This is a genomic window from Devosia sp. LjRoot3 (genome assembly GCF_964252865.1).
Classification (GTDB): Bacteria; Pseudomonadota; Alphaproteobacteria; order Rhizobiales; family Devosiaceae; genus Devosia.
This window is the reverse complement of sequence record NZ_CAXUPK020000001.1, coordinates 874,093-890,407: the sequence shown is the minus strand read 5'-3', so window position 1 is coordinate 890,407 and position 16,315 is coordinate 874,093. Positions and strand designations below refer to the sequence as shown.

Sequence of the window (16,315 nt, the reverse complement as noted above, 5' to 3'; positions counted from 1 at the left end):
CGTCTCGCGACGGCAGTGGTAATTTCAGCCCATCAAGTAGGCGAAGTGACCATGAAAACAGTCGTTCTCGAAACTTTAGACCAGATCGACCGGAAGATTCTGGATGAGCTGGCGCGCGATGGGCGGTTGAGCGTCGCTGAACTGAGCCGCAGGGTCAATCTTTCCAAGACGCCGTGCCAAGCCCGGATCAAGCGTTTGGAGGCCGAAGGCTATATCCTCGGCTATCGCGCCGTCATCGATCCCAAGCGCCTGGGCCTGCCTCACGTAGCCTTCGTGGAGGTAAAGCTTTCGGACACGCGCAAGGCAGCGTTGGCGGCCTTCAACAAGGCGGTTCGGTCCCTGCCCGAGGTCGAACAAGCGCATATGATCGCCTCAAGCTTCGACTATCTCCTGAAGGTGCGCACCAAGGACATCGCGGCCTATCGCGAGGTTCTGGGCGAGAAAATCTCCGCTCTGCCCCATGTGGCCCATACCAGCACGCATGTCTCGATGGAGGCCGTTAAGGACGACGCCGAATAGTTCTGCGATTTCATGCGGATTGCGACGGAAAGCCCAGAAATTAGTCTTGTGTTAACTCGGGCGCAAAAATAGGCTGAATTTCCGAGGGAGCACACTCAAACGCCAGCGGTCCCAAGCCTGCTGGAACAGGGAACAAGACATGTCACGTATCGTCGCAACCACTCTCGCGCTTGGCCTTGCCGCCACCGCGGCTTTTGCCACGCCTGCCTTCGCGCAGACCAAGACGCTCACCATTTCCTGGTGGGGTTTTAACGGCGAAAAGCTCGAATCCATCATCCTGGCCCCCTTCCGCGAAAAGTGCGGCTGCGAAATCCAGTTTGAAACCGGCAACAATGGCGAGCGCCTGAACAAGCTGCAGATCCGCAACGGTGCCGGCGTCGACGTGGCCTATTTCACCGACGCTTTCAGCCAGCAGGGCATCGAGCTGGGCCTGTTCCAGGAACTCGACCGCTCCAAGCTCCCGAACATTGAAGGTCTCTATGACCTCGCCAAGGACCCGCAGGGCGGTTACGGCCCGGCTTACTCCATCGGCCGCGTCGGCGTCGTCTATGACAGCGCCAAGGTGACGACCCCGATCACCTCGTGGAACGACCTGTGGCGCGAAGACCTCGCCTCCTCGCTGTCGCTGCCCGGCATCACCACCACGGCCGGCCCGATGGTCGTGGTCAAGGCCGGCGAACATCAGGGCGTCGACGCCTTCGCAGACGCCGATGGCGCCTTTGCCGGCGTCGAGGCCCTCAAGCCGAACGTCGTGAAGAACTACAACACCGGCTCGGAGATGATTAACCTCTTCTCGACCGGCGAAGTGACCGCTGCCATCGCGCAGGATTTTACCCTGGCTCAGATCCAGGCCGCCGTTCCGACCGTCGTCTGGGCCGACCTCTCGGAAGGTTCGATCGCGACGCTGAACACGGTCAATATTCCGAAGGGCGCTGCCGAGCCGGAACTGGCCTACGAGTTCATCAACTTCATCCTGTCGCCGGAAATCCAGCAGCAGCTGGCCGAGCAGGGCGTTGACGCTCCGGTCAATACCGCCGTCACGCTGACCCCGGAACAGGCTGCGCTCTGGACCTATGGTGCAGACGTGATCGCCGGCCTCCAGAACATCGACTCGGCCGCGCTCAATGCTGCCAAGGGCGGCTGGGTTGATCGCTGGAACGAAATCTTCGGCATGTAAGATTTTCGGGTGGGGGAAACGCGAGTTTTCCCCACCTCTACTTTGAGGTCATTCCCGCAACCCCGGGAATCCCGTATTGCACTGAATGAGAGATTCCCGCTACCCGCGGGAATGACGGCGGTGGTTGAGGGGCTACCAAAGAAAAAGGCCATAGGCGATGAAACGCTTTGCAGGCTGGACGCTGGCTTCGCCGGCAACCCTGCTGGTGCTGCTGGGGCTAGTCGCCCCCGTTGCAGCCACGATCTACACGACGTTCGGAACGCCGGGCGGACCATTTGCTACCTACCAGGCCTTCTTCGGCAGCGGCTTCCGTCGCACGGTGCTGCTGCGGACCATCAATGTCTCGTTGATCGTCACGGTCATCGCGCTGGTGATCGGCTTCATCACTGCCTATGTGGTGTCGCGCGCGCCCGGTTGGCTCAAATCCATCCTGATCATCGCTGCAGTCTTTCCGCTGCTCACCGGCGTGGTCGTGCGCTCCTTCGCCTGGCTGATTATCCTGGGCAAGAATGGCATTCTCAATTCGACGCTGCTCAATCTCGGCCTCATCGGCGAGCCGCTCTCCATGCTCTACACGCAGGGATCGGTGATCGTTGCCATGGTCTATCTCTTCGTGCCGCTGATGGTCCTCACCCTTGTCGGTGTGCTGGAAGCCATTCCCGATGACCTGATCCAGGCCTCGGCCTCGCTCGGCGCCAATTCCTGGGCGACCTTTACCCAGGTCATCCTGCCGCTCGCCGTGCCGGGCCTGATCGTCGGCGCCGTGCTGGTCTTTACCGGCAGCTTCACCTCCTATGCCACGCCCCAGCTACTCGGCGGCGAGCAGGTGATGATGATGGGGACGCTGATGTATCAGCAGGCCATGGTCACCTTTGACTGGGTGAGCGCCTCCACCATCGCCGCCATCATGGTGGTGATCACCATTGCCATCGTCATGGCGATGAATGCCGCGGCCCGCCGCCTCAACCCGATGACCGTCTGATGCCGACAAAGATCCATCCAGCCCTGATCGGCTTCACCGCTCTCGTCTTCCTGTTCCTTGTGGGGCCGCTCGTCATCGTGGTGGGTGCCGCCCTCAGCGATACGACGTTCCTCACCTTCCCGCCGCAGGGTCTTAGCCTGCGTTGGTTCCAGAACATTTTTGAGATCGACGCCTTCCGGCGCACCATTCTCACCAGCCTGCAGGTCGCCGTGCTTTCGACCTTCGTGGCGCTGCTGATCGGCATTCCGGCGTCCTACGCCATGAGCCGCTATCGCATCCAGCTTCCGGGCTGGCTGTCGACGCTGTTCGTGCTGCCGGTGCTGGTGCCCGAACTGGTGCTGGGTTTTTCGCTGCTGAAAAACCTCGCCTTCCAGTTCAATGCGCCGATCTTCCTGTCGCTGGTCATCGGCCACACGATCCTGATCCTGCCCTATGTGATCCGGGTGATTTCGGCTTCGCTGGCCTCCTTCGATTTCTCCATCGAGGAAGCAGCGATCAGCCTGGGTTCGCCGCCGTTGAAGACCTTCTTCACCGTGCTTTTGCCCAATGTCCGCTCGGGCGTGATTGCGGCCTTCATCCTGGCCTTCATCACCTCGATCAATGACGTGTCGATCTCGATCTTCCTCACAGGACCGGGCATTTCCACGCTTCCCATTCAGCTGCTCGCCCACATGGAGCAGTTCTTCGATCCTACCGTCGCTTCGGTTTCGGTCATGCTCATGGTGCTCACCGTGGCCGTCATGGCCATTGTCGAGCGCACGCTGGGCCTCACCTTCCTTGCCAAATAGAGGTCTGCCGTGACCAAGCCGCTTTCCATTCGCAACATCACCGCCCACTACGGCCAGACCAAAGTGCTTGAGGACCTGTCGCTCGATATCGCCGAGGGTGAACTCGTTTCCCTCCTCGGTGCTTCCGGCTGCGGCAAGACCACAACCCTGCGTCTCGTCGCCGGCTTCCTCCAGCCGACCTCGGGTAGCATTACCCTTGGCGGCAAGGACCTAACCAAGCTGCCGGCGCACCAGCGCGATATCGGTCTCGTCTTCCAGAACTACGCGCTCTTCCCGCATCTGAGCGTCGCCGAGAATGTCGGCTTCGGCCTCAAGCAGCGCGGCATTTCTGGCGAGGCCAAGACCAAGCGCGTCGGCGCCATGCTCGAACGCGTGGGTCTTGCCCATCTCGCTGACCGTCTGCCCGGCGCCCTTTCGGGCGGCCAGAAGCAGCGCGTTGCGCTTGCGCGCGCCCTCGTTATCGAGCCCCCGCTGCTGATGTTCGATGAGCCGCTCAGCAACCTCGACGCAAAACTCCGCATCGACATGCGCGTCGAAATCCGCCAACTGCAGCGCGCCAATGGCACGACCTCGGTCTATGTGACCCACGATCAGGAAGAAGCTTTCTCGATCTCGGATCGCGTGGCGATCATGCATGCGGGCAAGATCATGCAGCTCGATACGCCGGAAAACCTCTACCAGCGTCCGGCCAATGCCTTCGTCGCGCGCTTCGTCGGCTTTGAAAACCTCGTGCCGATGAAGGTCGTGGCCCGCGATGGCGCCAAGATCACGGCCGAAGCGGCCGGCGGAGTGAAACTGACGCTCAGCCTCGAGCACTTTGGTGCGATCCCGGACAATTTTGTCCTCGCTTGCCGCGCCGATGGCCTGGCGGTCACCGACAATATGGCCACCGAAGGCATTCCGACGACGCTGGGCCTGCGCACGTATCTGGGTCGCGCCTATCAGTATCAGAGCGAAACCGCGGCCGGCATGCTCGTGGCCAATGGTCCGCTCAGCAAGCCGCTGGAACCGGGCTCGAACGCCAAGCTGGTGCCGGTGCCGGATCAGTGCACCATCCTGGCGGTGGAATGAGCGTTCTCTTCACCAATGCCCTTGTCGTCACCATGGACGACGTCCTGACCGTTCATGAAAACGGTTGGGTGCATGTAGAGGGCACGACGATATCGGCACTCGGCTCCGGCACGGCGCCTGATGTTCCGGGTGCGGAAATCGTTGATTGTAGTGGCGATATCGTCATGCCGGGCATGGTCAATGCCCACTGCCACATGGGCATGTCGGTGTTCCGCGGCCTCGGCGAAGATGTCGATGACCGGCTCTATCGGTACATCCTGCCGCTCGAACGCAAGTTCGTGTCGGCGGAGATGGTCCGCGTCGGTTCGGCCATGTCGGCGCTGGAAATGATCCAGGGCGGGGTCACCACCGTGGCCGATATGTATTACTTCGAAACCGAAGTCGGCGATGTCTGCGACAAGGCGGGCCTCCGCGCCATTGTCGGGCAGACCCTGGCCGATTTCGATCCGCCGGATCACAAGAATTTCGACGAGGGTTTTGCCCGCGTCGAAGAGCTGGTTGACCGCTTCGCCCGCCACCCGCTGGTGACACCGTCTATCGCCCCGCACGCCCCCTACTCCACCGGCCGCGACACCATGGCCCGGATCGCACAGTGGTCGGCCGACCACCCCGACGTGCCCGTGCAGATGCACCTCGCCGAGAGTTCGCTTGAGGTAAAATGGGCGCTCGACACGCACGGCAAATCCACCGTCGAGGTCACCGCTGAAGCGGGGCTCCTAAAACCCAACCTCATCTGCGCGCATTGCCTGCAGCTTGATGACGCCGACATCCGCATGATGTCCGAGCACCAAGTCTGCGTCGTCACCAATCCGCGCTCCAACGGCAAGGCTGGCCGCGGCATTGCCCCGGTTGAAAAGATGCGCAACGCTGGCCTGCCGGTCGGCATCGGCAGCGACGGCGCCATGAGCGGCAATACGCTTGATCTTTTCAGCCAGTTCGCGCCGGTCTCGATGTTCGCAAAGCTCCTCGCCGGCTCGCGAAAGCCTCTGCCAGCCGTCGACGTGATCCGCATGGCGACGATCGAAGGCGCCCGGACCCTGAGCCTCAATTTGAAGACCGGCTCGCTGGAGGTTGGAAAACAGGCGGACCTGATCCGCATCAGCCTCGCCGCTCCGCGCTTCCACCCGATTTATGATCCCTATTCCGCCCTCGTCTTCGCGGCCATGCCGTCCGACGTGACCGACACCATGGTTGCCGGCCGCTGGCTGATGCGGGAGCGCAAGGTGCAAACGCTGGATGTCGGCAAGACCGTTGCCGATGCCAATCAGATCGCCCGCCAGTTCAAGGCGGAAATGGATCGGATCGATCGCCAAGGCTAGGCGATCGTCTGGAACCAAGGCCGCGAAAAGGCGGCGTTGAGGACATTTAGACCATGAAGAAGCGCGTCATCATCGACACGGATCCGGGCCTCGACGATGCTATCGCCATCCTCTTCGCGCTAGGATCAGGCCATTTCGACGTGCTTGGCCTCACGACCATTGCCGGCAATATCGGCCTCGACCGCACGACCGACAATGCCGGCGGTCTGCTCGCAGTGATGGGGCGCGGCGACATTCCGGTCATCCGCGGCACGGATATTCCGCTGACACGCGAATTGCAGGATCTGGTCGCCATCGTTCACGGCACCGATGGGCTCAAGGGCGTTACTTTGCCCGCTCCCTTAGCGCCGGCACTCGACGACGCTCCCGGCTGGATCGCGCGGGTTCTCGCAGAATCCGAACCGGGCAGCGTCGACATTCTGGCGCTGGGACCGCTGACCAATGTCGCCCATGTACTGACGGAGCATCCCGAGGTGGTTGACCGGATCGGCGAGATCATCGTCATGGGCGGGACCATCAACGAACCCGGCAATTCCGGCCCGAATTCGGAGTTCAATTTTGCCTCTGATCCCGAGGCCGCTTCGGTGGTCATCGGCAGTTCCGCCAAGGTGACGATCATTCCGCTCGACGTGACCCGCAAGGTCCGGGCGCAGACGGACTATGTCGAGGCGTTGCCCGATACGCCACACGGGCGCCTCGCCCGCGAATTGCTCACGGCCTACCTGCAGGACGGACGACTGAGCCGGCCGTTGCATGACCCCTGCGTGATGCTGGTGGCGCTCGACCCGAGCATTTTCAAGATCGAGAACATGAAACTCGATATCGACCTTGGCGATGATCCCGATGCCGGCCGGCTACTGGTCGACCGGCGCGGCAAGCCGGTCGATGTGGCGCTCGGCGTCGATACCGAGCGCGCATTGGCATTGCTGCGAACCGGTTTCGTCTGATCAGGCCGACAGTTCCTGTTCCACCAGCGTCGCCCAGAAACGGGCGCCGGTGAGAATGGCATCGTCGTTGAAATCGTAACGCGAATTGTGGTGCAGCGCGCCATCGACGGCGGGGCCATTGCCCAGCCAGACATAGGCGCCAGGCACTTCGGCGCCGAAATAGGCGAAGTCATCACCGGCGGTTGAGGGCGGGAAATCGGTGACGACAGGGCGGCCCGAGGCGGCCTGCGCTGCCTTCAAAGCCCTTGCTGTCGCGTCGCCATCATTCACCACCGGCGGAATGCGGCGCAGAAATTCGTAGTCGACCTCGATACCGAAGGTCGCAGCCACACCCCGCGCGATATTGCCAATTTCCAGTTCAAGCTGGTCGCGTACGTCGGCACGATAGGCGCGAGCCGTGCCACCGATCCGAACGATATCGGGAATCACATTGAGCGCCTTGAAGTCCCCCGCTTCGAGCGCACAGGCGCTGACAACGGCGGGCTGCAATGGGTCGACCACGCGGGCGACGATGGTGTGTATCGCCGCGAGGAAGTGCCCCGCCGCCGTCACGGCATCGCGCCCGAGATGCGGCTTGGCACCATGCGTGCCAACACCCTTGAAGGTGACGGTCCAGCTATCCGATGAAGCCAACTGCGGCCCGGCGACAACAGCCATTTCGTCGGTCGCCAGACCGGGCATGTTGTGGAGGCCATAAACGGCATCCACCGGAAACTGCTTGAAGAATCCCTCATCCACCATGGCCTTGGCGCCGCCCCTGCCCTCTTCGGCCGGCTGGAAGACAAAATGCACGGTGCCGGAGAAATTCTTCGTCCGCGCCAGATGCCGGGCTGCAGCGAGCAGCATTACGGTGTGGCCGTCATGGCCGCAGGCATGCATGGTGTTGGGCGTGCCCGACTTATAGGGACGATCGGCCAGTTCGGGCATGGCGAGCGCATCCATATCGGCGCGGAGCGCAATACGGCGGGTGCCGTCACCAATCCTAAGCGTGCCCACGAGGCCGGTTTTCCCAAGCCCGCGATGCACTTCGATACCCGCTTCTTCGAGCTTTTCGGCGACGATGGCACTGGTGCGGACTTCCTCGAAGCCCAGTTCGGGATGGGCATGAAAATCGCGGCGCAGCGCCGTCATGGCTTCGAGTTCGAAGGGATCATTGCTGCGCGATTGCATTGGCCTGCTCGTCTTGTCATAGGATCGGTGGAGAACCTTTGCTTGCACCGCATCATTGAATCAAGGACTTGGCGTGAGTTTCGAGCCGCATGAATTCTGGCAAGCCTTTGCCCAGCCCGGTACGCATGAACAAAACCCGGCTGACGGGCATCTTGGCTTTTACCCCGCGCCACTGGCCGACGGGCGGCAATTGCCCCTGCCGTTGCGGGTCTTGCCCGGCGATGGCAAATCGGCCGTCGCCTCGCTGATCCTCAACCAGGCGAGTTTCGCGGTTGAAGACGGCCTTGCGGCCGCGTTGGCGGCGCTGCTCAAGAGCAAAGATGCCGAAGTCATCATTGGCGTGCCAACGCTCGGCCTACCGCTCGCATCAAACGTGGCGCGACGGTTGGGCCATACCCGCATGGTGCCGCTCGGGACCTCGCGAAAATTCTGGTATCGCGACGATCTTTCCGAGCCGATGAAATCCATCACCAGCCCGACCGCGAGCAAGACGCTCTATGTCGATCCGCGCATGCTGCCGCTGCTGCGCGGGAAGCGGGTGGCCGTGATCGACGATGTGATCAGCTCGGGTCAGTCGATGGGCGCGGTCCTGCGGCTATTGCAGAAGGCCGAGATTGAGCCGGCGGTGATCGGCTGCGCCATGCTGCAGGGCACGAACTGGGAGGAGCCATTGGCGGCCTGGCGCGACCGGATCGTCGCGCCCCTCAACTCGCCGCGCTTCACGCTCAACGACAACAAGCGCTGGACGCCGGTCGCTTAGCCCCTGCGCTCGCCGGGCAGCGGCATGGCTTCGATTTCTCGCAAGACCTCGATCATGCCGACCACATTGGCTTCGGCGATCGTCTTGCCCTTCTCGGCCGTAGCGATGGATGCATCGCCCACCGCGCCTGACGGGTTCACATCGGACGCGATCCAGGCATAGGTGTGCCCAAAAGCCCCCGTGGGCCGCAGGTACTGGAACTGCTGTTCGTCGCTTGCGGCAATGGAAACGAAATTCTCCGCCTTCGACATGTCGACCAGATGCGGCTTGAAGTGCAGCACAAGCGAGGTCTCGGCGTCGCCACCATGGATGCCGTGGCGGCGCTCGAGATCGCTCAACACACCCGGCGGCGTGAAGCGCCAGCCGCTCTTTACGGCCAGCATGCCGGCGCGAACGCGCAGTTCGCGGGCGACGATGCCCATGATTTCCTCATTGCCGCCGTGCGAATTGATGAAGATGATCTTCTTCACACCCGCGCGCGCCACTTCGAGCCCGATCTGCGTCCAGGCTTCGATCAGGTTGGTGGCCGTGTGGGTAATGGTGCCCTTGGCCCAGATATGTTCGTTGGACTTGCCTATGGCCTGAACCGGCAGGATGCGCAGGTCCATATCCGCCGGTGCGCGCTCAATAAGAAGTTCGATCATCGAGGTGTTGATGATCGTATCGGTGCCGACCGGCAGGTGCGGGCCGTGCTGTTCCACCGCGGCGATGGGCAGGATGGCTATGGTCTTGTTCGGGTCGAGCCCGTCGAATTCGCGCGCCGCGAAATCAGTCCACCAGATCTTACGCATGCAAAAAAGTTCCTCAGGCGGGGCCGGCCGCGATGACTTCGATTTCGACGACGAATTCGGGCCGGGCAAAGCCGGAGACGATCATCAGCGTCGAGGCAGGGTATGGGGCGGAAAAGAGCGCATTGCGCACGCCCATGTATTCGGGGAGATGCTCACGCCCCGTCACATAGGCGTTGATGCGGATGATGTGTTCGAGGCCAAGCCCGGCTTCACGCAGAATGGCCGCGACATTGTCGAAGCAGAGTCGCGTCTGCCCCGCGCAATCTGGGGGAATGGTCTTGTCGACCGATATGCCGAGCTGGCCAGAACAGAAGACCAGACGCTGGCCCGGCGGAACGACAATGCCGTGGCTATAGGGCGCGAATGGCGGGTGGATGTCCTTGGGGTCTAGGGCGGTGGTCATGGTTATCCAATGCTTGCCGGGCGAATGCTAAGCCAAAGGTAAAGCGCTTGACCAGTCCTAAAGCGCATAAATTGCACGCATGGCAGGCATTCCCAAAAATTGCCTATTTTTTGGGTTCACACGAGGAGCGTCGTGCGGAATGGTGCTGCCAGGGCGAAGGAGATCGTCCGAGAAATTGGCTTCGGCGAAACGACCGGAGCACAGGGGAACGCAGTAAATGCACGCTTCAATCAAGACGACCATTCTGGCCGCCATGGCGCTCGCCGCCACGCCGGCCTTTGCGCAAGACAAGGTAACCTTTGCCACCAACTGGTTGGCCCAGGCCGAGCACGGCGGCTACTATCAGGCCGTCGCCGACGGCACTTATGAAAAGTACGGGCTCGACGTAACGATCATGCCGGGCGGACCGCAATCGCCGGGCCGTCCTTTGCTGATCTCGGGCCAGGTGCAGTTCTACATGGGCGGCTCCGGCGGCGCGATCAACGCGGTGAAGGAAGGCATTCCCACGATCACGCTGGCGTCGATCTTCCAGAAGGATCCGCAGATCCTGATGGCCCATCCCGATGAAGGCTTCGACACCTTTGAATCGCTGGCCGATGCCAGCAAGATCATCATGGGGGCCGATGGCTTTGCCGGCTACTACGTTTGGATGAAGGCCAAGTGGCCGGCCTTTGTGGATGAGAAATACGAACCCTACCAGTTCAACCCGGCCTCTTTCCTCTCCGATACAAAGGCCGTGCAGCAGGGCTACCTGACCTCGGAACCCTATGAAATCGAGCGCCAGGCCGGATTTGCTCCTGTCGTCTACCTCATCGCCGACCAGGGCGAATACAATGGCTATTCGACCACCATCGAGGCGATGAAGCCCTGGGTTGAAGAGAACCCCGATGTGGCCAAGCGCTTCGTCGAAGCATCGATCGTCGGCTGGTACAATTACCTCTATGGCGACAACACCGCGGCCAACGAACTGATCCAGTCGGACAATCCGGAAATGACCGACGAGCAGATCGCCTTCTCGATCGCCAAGATGAAGGAATATGGCATCGTGGTCTCCGGCGATGCCGAGGACAAGGGCATCGGCTGTATGACCGACGAGCGCTGGAAGTCCTACTACGACGCCATGGCCGCTATCGGCCTCTATGATACAGGCATCGACGTAACCCAGGCCTATACCACCGAGTATGTGTGCCAGGGCCTCGGCACGGATCTCGTAAAGTAGTCTGGAGACCTCGGCGCGGGCGATACTGCCCGCGCCGTTCCAGCCCTAACCCGGGTGCTTGTTTCATTGACCGATATTTCCGTTGCTCCGGCGCCGCAGGCGCCAACCGCCAGTTCACGCCGCCCCGTCGTTGCCATGCGGGAGGTCAGCAAGCTGTTTTCCAATGGCACGCTGGCCCTCAAGGGCATGTCGCTCGACGTGCAGGCAGGTGAATTCATTTCCCTCCTCGGCCCCTCGGGCTGCGGCAAATCCACTGCCCTGCGCATCATCGCCGGCCTTGGCGCCCCCTCTTCGGGCAGCATCGACTGGCCTTCGTCCAAGATCAATTCCAAGGGCCTGCCCGAAGGCGATGTCGGCTTCGTGTTCCAGGAACCGACGCTGATGCCCTGGGCAACCGTGTTCGACAACGTACACCTGCCTCTCAAACTCCGCGGCCAGGGCAAGTCGCAGGCCCGCGCGGCGGTGATGGAAAACCTCGCCAGCGTCGGCCTCGGCGATTTCGCCAATGCCTATCCGCGAGAATTGTCGGGCGGCATGAAAATGCGCGTTTCGATCGCGCGGGCACTGGTGACCAGGCCCAAGCTGCTGCTGATGGACGAGCCATTTGCTGCGCTCGATGAAATCACCCGGCAGAAGCTCAATGACGATGTGCTGCGGCTATGGCGTGAAACCGGCATCACGGTGATCTTCGTCACCCACTCGGTGTTCGAGAGTGCATTCCTCTCCAACCGCATCGTGGTCATGCGGGCGCGGCCGGGCCAGGTCTGCGCCGACTTGCCAATCGAAACCTCGGCCGTGCGAGACGAGCACTACCGCACTTCCGAGGAATATCGGGCGACGACCGACAAGGTATCGCGTGCCCTTCAAGAAGCCATCATGCTGGGAGCACAGGGCAAATGATCGACGCGGCCCCAACCCTCTCCAATCGCTCGGAAGCGGGCACCGATAGCGCCGTCGCCATTGTGGTCCATAAGGATTCAAGGCTCGAACGGATTTTGAGCATCGCCATTCCCATCTTCATGGTGCTGCTGGCGATCGGGCTCTGGCAGCTCCACATCGTCGTCAATCAGGTGCCCCGCTACATCATGCCGGCGCCGATGGACGTCATCACGGCACTGATCAATGACTGGCCGACGCTCTATCCCTCGCTGCTCGTTACCCTGCGCATCACTTTTCTCGCACTGGCGCTGGCGCTGATCGGCGGGGTGGGCATTGCCATCATCCTGGTGCAGAGCCGCTGGATCGAATTGGCCGTGTTTCCCTTCGCGGTGATCCTGCAGGTGACGCCGATGATCGCCATTGCGCCGCTGCTGCTGATCTACATGCCCGACACGCAATCGGCGCTGCTCACCTGCGCCTTCGTCGTGGCGTTCTTTCCGATCCTTTCCAACATGGTCGCGGGCCTCAAGAGCGTCGACCACAACCTGCTCAACCTGTTCGATCTCTATGGCGCGAACCGTTGGCAGACGCTGATCCAGCTGAAATTGCCGAGCTCCCTGCCCTATTTTGCGGCAGGCTTGCGCATTGGTGGCGGTTTGTCGCTGATCGCTTCAGTGGTAGCAGAGTTTGCCGCAGGCTCCGCCGGTAAGGGTGCTGGCCTGGCGTTCCGCTTGCTGGAGTCGGGGTATCGCCTGAACTACCCGCGGCTCTACGCGGCTCTGGTGCTGCTGATGCTGACCGGCGTTGCCATTTTCGCCATGACTTCGCTGGTTTCCTGGCTGCTGCTGCACCGCTGGCACGAAAGTGCCCTCAAGCGGGAGAATTGAGGTGCCGATCACTATTCCTGCCGATGGCCACTATGCCATCACCAATGCCAGCGTGCCGGTTTCGGTGCTTGGCGATGCCACTTCGGGCGATCTCGCCAAGGTCGACATCACGATCGCCGATGGCAAGATCGCCTCGATCGGCGCCCCCGGTTCGGCAACCCTGCCGCAGCAGATCGATCTCCGCGGCGATATCGTGCTGCCGGCCTTCGTTGATCTCCATACGCACCTCGACAAGGGCCATATCTGGCCGCGCAAGGAGAACCCGGACGGGACCTGGCTCGGCGCGCTGATGGCGGTGCTTCGGGATCGCGAGGCCAATTGGGCGGCGAGCGATGTCGAGCGGCGCATGGATTTTTCGCTGCGCTGTGCTTATGCGCACGGCACGGCCGCCATCCGCACCCATCTCGACATGGCCCCGCCCCAGCACGAAATCACCTGGGATGTGTTTGAGGCCATGCGCGAGCGCTGGGCCGGGCGGATCGAGTTGCAGGCTGCCGGCCTGATGGGGCCGGACACGATCCTCGACGCCGAAAAGCTGCGGGCGGTCGCGACACGAACCAAGGCATCCGGCGGCATCCTCGGTGGCTCCACCGCGGTGCATCCCGAGAATCCGACGATCATGCGCAAGCTGGTGGAGATGGCTGGAGAACTGGGCCTCAACATCGACCTCCACACCGATGAGAGCCCCGACCCGAAAGCCAATGCGCTGGAATGCCTTGCCGATGCGGTGATCGAAAGCGGATTTACCGGCTCGGTCGTCGCCGGCCACTGCTGCTCGCTCGCCGTGCAGGACAGCGAAACCGCCAAGAGCGTGATCGATAAGGTGGCGCGGGCCGGTATCGCCGTGGTGTCCCTGCCGATGTGCAACATGTACCTGCAGGATCGCGACAATAAGGACGGCGTCCGCACGCCGCGCTGGCGCGGTGTCACCCTCGTCAACGAACTCAAGGCGGCGGGCGTCAAAGTCGCCATCGCCTCGGACAATACCCGCGACCCCTTCTATGCCTACGGCGATCTCGACGGCTTCGAGGTCTTTCGCGAAGGCGCGCGCATCCTCCATTTCGATCACCCGCAGACCGAGGCTTTTGCCTGGGCGCGCGTGGTCTCCGCCGACCCGGCCGCGATTGCCGGGTTTGGCTACACAGGTGAGCTGGCCGTCGGGGCGCCGGCAGATCTGGTCCTGTTCAAGGGCCGCACCTGGACTGAACTGATGTCGCGCCCGCAGGCCGACCGGATCGTGATCCGCGCCGGCCAGGCGATTGACACTACCCTCCCCGATTACCGTGAACTCGACGACTTGATGGGCCAATCATGAGCATTGCCGCTTTCCGCGCTGACCTCAGCGACATTCCGCAAGAAGACAATCCGCGCATCGTGCAGCAGCGCAGCCGTGACCATTATTGGTATTCGCCTGTGCTCAAGGCCAAGCTCGACCACGTCACCGCCGAAGTCGTCGTCTCCCCGCGCTCCAATGAAGAAGTGAAAACCGTCCTCCGCGCCGCCTACAAGCACGGCGTGGCCATCACCCCGCGCGGCGCCGGCACGGGCAATTACGGCCAGGCCATGCCGCTGTCGGGCGGCGCCATGCTTAACCTGATGAACATGGACAAGGTTCTGGAGATCAAAAAGGACCGCGTGCGGGCCCAGGCCGGCGCAGTGCTCGAAAAGCTCGACCATGAAACCAAGGAAGCCGTTGGCGGCGAACTGCGCTTTCACCCCTCGACCTATCGCATGGCCTCGCTCGGCGGCTTCATCGCCGGTGGTTCTGGCGGCGTCGGGTCGATCCGCTGGGGTGGCTTGCGGGCGCTGGGTTCGATCCTCGGTTTGAAGATCATCACCTGCGAAGCTGAGCCGCGCGAACTCGATCTCGTGGGCGAAGACATCCTCAAGGTCGCCCATGCCTATGGCACCAATGGCATCATCGTCGAAGCCGAAATGCCGTTGACCGAGGCGCATGACTGGATCGATGTCATGGTCGGCTTCGATGATTTCATCGAAGCGGCGGCCTTTTCCGAAAAACTGGCGCGTCAGGACGGCATCCTCCTCAAGGAGCTTTCGCCCTGCGCCGCGCCCATTCCGCAGGCCTATTTCAACCGCCACAAGCCCTATATCAAGGACGGCCAATCGGTGGTGCTGATCATGGTGGCGCCGGTTTCGGTGGAAGCGCTGGCGCTGTTCGTTTCGCACCACAAGGGCGAGATGCTCTATCGCTCGGACAAGGCAAGCGAAGAGGAACTGAAGCGCCTGCCGCCGGTCTACGAGCTCGCTTGGAACCACACGACCCTGCGCGCGCTCAAGATCGATCCGACCATCACCTATCTCCAGACGCGCTATCCGACGCTGGAGCATGTGAAAAAGATCGTCGATATCCTGGGCGACGAACTGCCCATGCATATCGAGATGACCCGGCAGGATGGCCTCGTGACTTATGCCGGCCTTCCCATGGTGCGCTACACCACCGAGGAGCGCCTCGAAGAAATCATCCGCATCCACGAGGAGAACGGCTGCGACGTCTTCAATCCGCACCGCTTCACCCTCGAAGAAGGCGGGATGAAACGCACGGACCAGAAGCAACTGGCCTTCAAGAAGGAAGCTGACCCGAAGGGTATTCTCAACCCCGGCAAGATGATCGCCTGGGAAAATCCGGATTATGATTTCTCCTCGGGCAAAGCCTGGCTCTTTGACGGTCTCAACCCGGTGCATGCGGCCTGATGCGAGTTCATGTCATCCACGCCCATCCCGTCGAAACGAGTTTCAACCGGACGCTTTTTCGGACGGCCATCGAGGGATTGCAGAGCGCCGGTCACGAGGTCGATCCTCTCAACCTCTACGAGGAAGGCTTTTCGCCCGTCCTGACGCGCGAAGAGCGGCTCAACTATCATGACGTCCCCGGCAACGTGACGCCGGCCATAAAACCCTATGTCGATCGGCTGCAGGCGGCCGACGCGCTGGTGGTTGTGCATCCGGTCTGGAACTATGGCTATCCGGCGATCCTCAAGGGCTATTTCGACCGCATCTTCGTGCCGGGCGTCTCCTTCACCATGGAAGGCGGCGGGGATCGCGGCAAACTCGTGCCCTGCCTCACCAACATCAAGAAAGTCGCCTTCGTCACGACCTATGGCGGCAATCGCTGGCGGACCTGGGTGATGGGCGATCCGCCGCGCCGCATCGCCATGCGCTGGGGCTGGGTCACCTTCAAGACGCGCCCCAAATACCTGGCGCTCTACGACATGAACAATGTCTCGCCCGGCCAGCTCAATGGCTTCCTGGGCAATGTGCGGACCACTCTCAGCCAGTTCTGAAATGTGACAGTTCGGTGCACAACGGAATGGCTGTGCTTGCCAAGACCCGGGTTCTTGCTCAGAGAATGAGCAAGGGATTGCCCGGATGAAGTTTTCGACAC

17 protein-coding genes are annotated in these 16,315 nt (G+C 61.8%); 14 read left to right on the top strand and 3 right to left on the bottom strand.

What is annotated here, in order from left to right; translation table 11 throughout:
* Positions 1-51 precede the first annotated feature (51 nt).
* The 7 genes from ACSQ2A_RS04300 (at position 52) to ACSQ2A_RS04270 (ending at position 6,803) form a co-directional block, all read left to right on the top strand.
* The gene (locus ACSQ2A_RS04300; RefSeq protein ID WP_295410279.1) at positions 52-519 is read left to right on the top strand and encodes an Lrp/AsnC family transcriptional regulator; all 468 of its coding nucleotides are present in this window, start codon (positions 52-54) and stop codon (positions 517-519) included.
* Positions 520-658: 139 nt separating this feature from the next.
* Positions 659-1,696 (top strand): ABC transporter substrate-binding protein, encoded by a 1,038-nt coding sequence (locus ACSQ2A_RS04295; RefSeq protein WP_436071221.1) that lies wholly within the window; start codon positions 659-661, stop codon positions 1,694-1,696.
* A gap of 157 nt (positions 1,697-1,853) precedes the next feature.
* Positions 1,854-2,678, top strand: a complete 825-nt coding sequence (locus ACSQ2A_RS04290) for an ABC transporter permease (protein ID WP_436071220.1) — start codon at positions 1,854-1,856, stop codon at positions 2,676-2,678.
* Complete coding sequence (locus ACSQ2A_RS04285) at positions 2,678-3,466, top strand: ABC transporter permease (RefSeq protein WP_436071219.1); 789 nt, start codon at positions 2,678-2,680, stop codon at positions 3,464-3,466. Before ACSQ2A_RS04290 ends, ACSQ2A_RS04285 begins: the two co-directional genes overlap by 1 nt.
* 9 nt (positions 3,467-3,475) lie before the next feature.
* Positions 3,476-4,537: an ABC transporter ATP-binding protein gene (locus tag ACSQ2A_RS04280; protein WP_436071218.1), complete on the top strand. Its 1,062-nt coding sequence runs from the start codon at positions 3,476-3,478 to the stop codon at positions 4,535-4,537.
* Complete coding sequence (locus tag ACSQ2A_RS04275; protein ID WP_436071217.1) at positions 4,534-5,856, top strand: amidohydrolase family protein; 1,323 nt, start codon at positions 4,534-4,536, stop codon at positions 5,854-5,856. Before ACSQ2A_RS04280 ends, ACSQ2A_RS04275 begins: the two co-directional genes overlap by 4 nt.
* A gap of 53 nt (positions 5,857-5,909) precedes the next feature.
* The gene (locus ACSQ2A_RS04270) at positions 5,910-6,803 is read left to right on the top strand and encodes a nucleoside hydrolase (protein ID WP_436071216.1); all 894 of its coding nucleotides are present in this window, start codon (positions 5,910-5,912) and stop codon (positions 6,801-6,803) included.
* On the opposite strand, the gene ACSQ2A_RS04265 is transcribed toward ACSQ2A_RS04270, so the two are convergent.
* The gene (locus tag ACSQ2A_RS04265) at positions 6,804-7,973 is read right to left on the bottom strand and encodes a M20 aminoacylase family protein (RefSeq protein ID WP_436071215.1); all 1,170 of its coding nucleotides are present in this window, start codon (positions 7,971-7,973) and stop codon (positions 6,804-6,806) included.
* A gap of 73 nt (positions 7,974-8,046) precedes the next feature.
* Here ACSQ2A_RS04265 and ACSQ2A_RS04260 point away from each other — a divergent pair, with 73 nt between their 5' ends.
* Positions 8,047-8,733, top strand: a complete 687-nt coding sequence (locus tag ACSQ2A_RS04260) for a phosphoribosyltransferase (RefSeq protein WP_436071214.1) — start codon at positions 8,047-8,049, stop codon at positions 8,731-8,733.
* On the opposite strand, the gene ACSQ2A_RS04255 is transcribed toward ACSQ2A_RS04260, so the two are convergent.
* Together ACSQ2A_RS04255 and ACSQ2A_RS04250 are read right to left on the bottom strand one after the other, a co-directional pair.
* Entirely contained in the window at positions 8,730-9,524 is a 795-nt protein-coding gene (locus ACSQ2A_RS04255; protein WP_436071213.1) for a creatininase family protein, read from the bottom strand. The two genes, ACSQ2A_RS04260 and ACSQ2A_RS04255, sit on opposite strands and share 4 nt — an antisense overlap.
* 13 nt (positions 9,525-9,537) lie before the next feature.
* Positions 9,538-9,927, bottom strand: a complete 390-nt coding sequence (locus ACSQ2A_RS04250) for a RidA family protein (RefSeq protein WP_436071212.1) — start codon at positions 9,925-9,927, stop codon at positions 9,538-9,540.
* A 217-nt stretch (positions 9,928-10,144) separates the two neighbouring features.
* Between ACSQ2A_RS04250 and ACSQ2A_RS04245 the strand changes: the two genes are divergently transcribed.
* The 6 genes from ACSQ2A_RS04245 (at position 10,145) to ACSQ2A_RS04220 (ending at position 16,214) form a co-directional block, all read left to right on the top strand.
* Positions 10,145-11,146 carry an ABC transporter substrate-binding protein gene (locus tag ACSQ2A_RS04245; RefSeq protein WP_436071211.1) on the top strand — a complete coding sequence of 334 codons (1,002 nt, stop codon included), beginning with the start codon at positions 10,145-10,147 and terminating at the stop codon, positions 11,144-11,146.
* A 135-nt stretch (positions 11,147-11,281) separates the two neighbouring features.
* Positions 11,282-12,046, top strand: coding sequence for an ABC transporter ATP-binding protein (locus ACSQ2A_RS04240; RefSeq protein ID WP_295410596.1), 765 nt, complete (start codon positions 11,282-11,284; stop codon positions 12,044-12,046).
* Positions 12,043-12,912: an ABC transporter permease gene (locus tag ACSQ2A_RS04235; protein ID WP_436071210.1), complete on the top strand. Its 870-nt coding sequence runs from the start codon at positions 12,043-12,045 to the stop codon at positions 12,910-12,912. The genes ACSQ2A_RS04240 and ACSQ2A_RS04235 overlap by 4 nt, the downstream gene beginning before the upstream one ends.
* Entirely contained in the window at positions 12,908-14,227 is a 1,320-nt protein-coding gene (locus ACSQ2A_RS04230) for a cytosine deaminase (RefSeq protein WP_436071631.1), read from the top strand. Before ACSQ2A_RS04235 ends, ACSQ2A_RS04230 begins: the two co-directional genes overlap by 5 nt.
* Positions 14,221-15,624, top strand: a complete 1,404-nt coding sequence (locus ACSQ2A_RS04225) for an FAD-binding oxidoreductase (RefSeq protein ID WP_436071630.1) — start codon at positions 14,221-14,223, stop codon at positions 15,622-15,624. Before ACSQ2A_RS04230 ends, ACSQ2A_RS04225 begins: the two co-directional genes overlap by 7 nt.
* Entirely contained in the window at positions 15,624-16,214 is a 591-nt protein-coding gene (locus tag ACSQ2A_RS04220) for an NAD(P)H-dependent oxidoreductase (RefSeq protein WP_436071209.1), read from the top strand. Before ACSQ2A_RS04225 ends, ACSQ2A_RS04220 begins: the two co-directional genes overlap by 1 nt.
* Positions 16,215-16,315 lie beyond the last annotated feature (101 nt).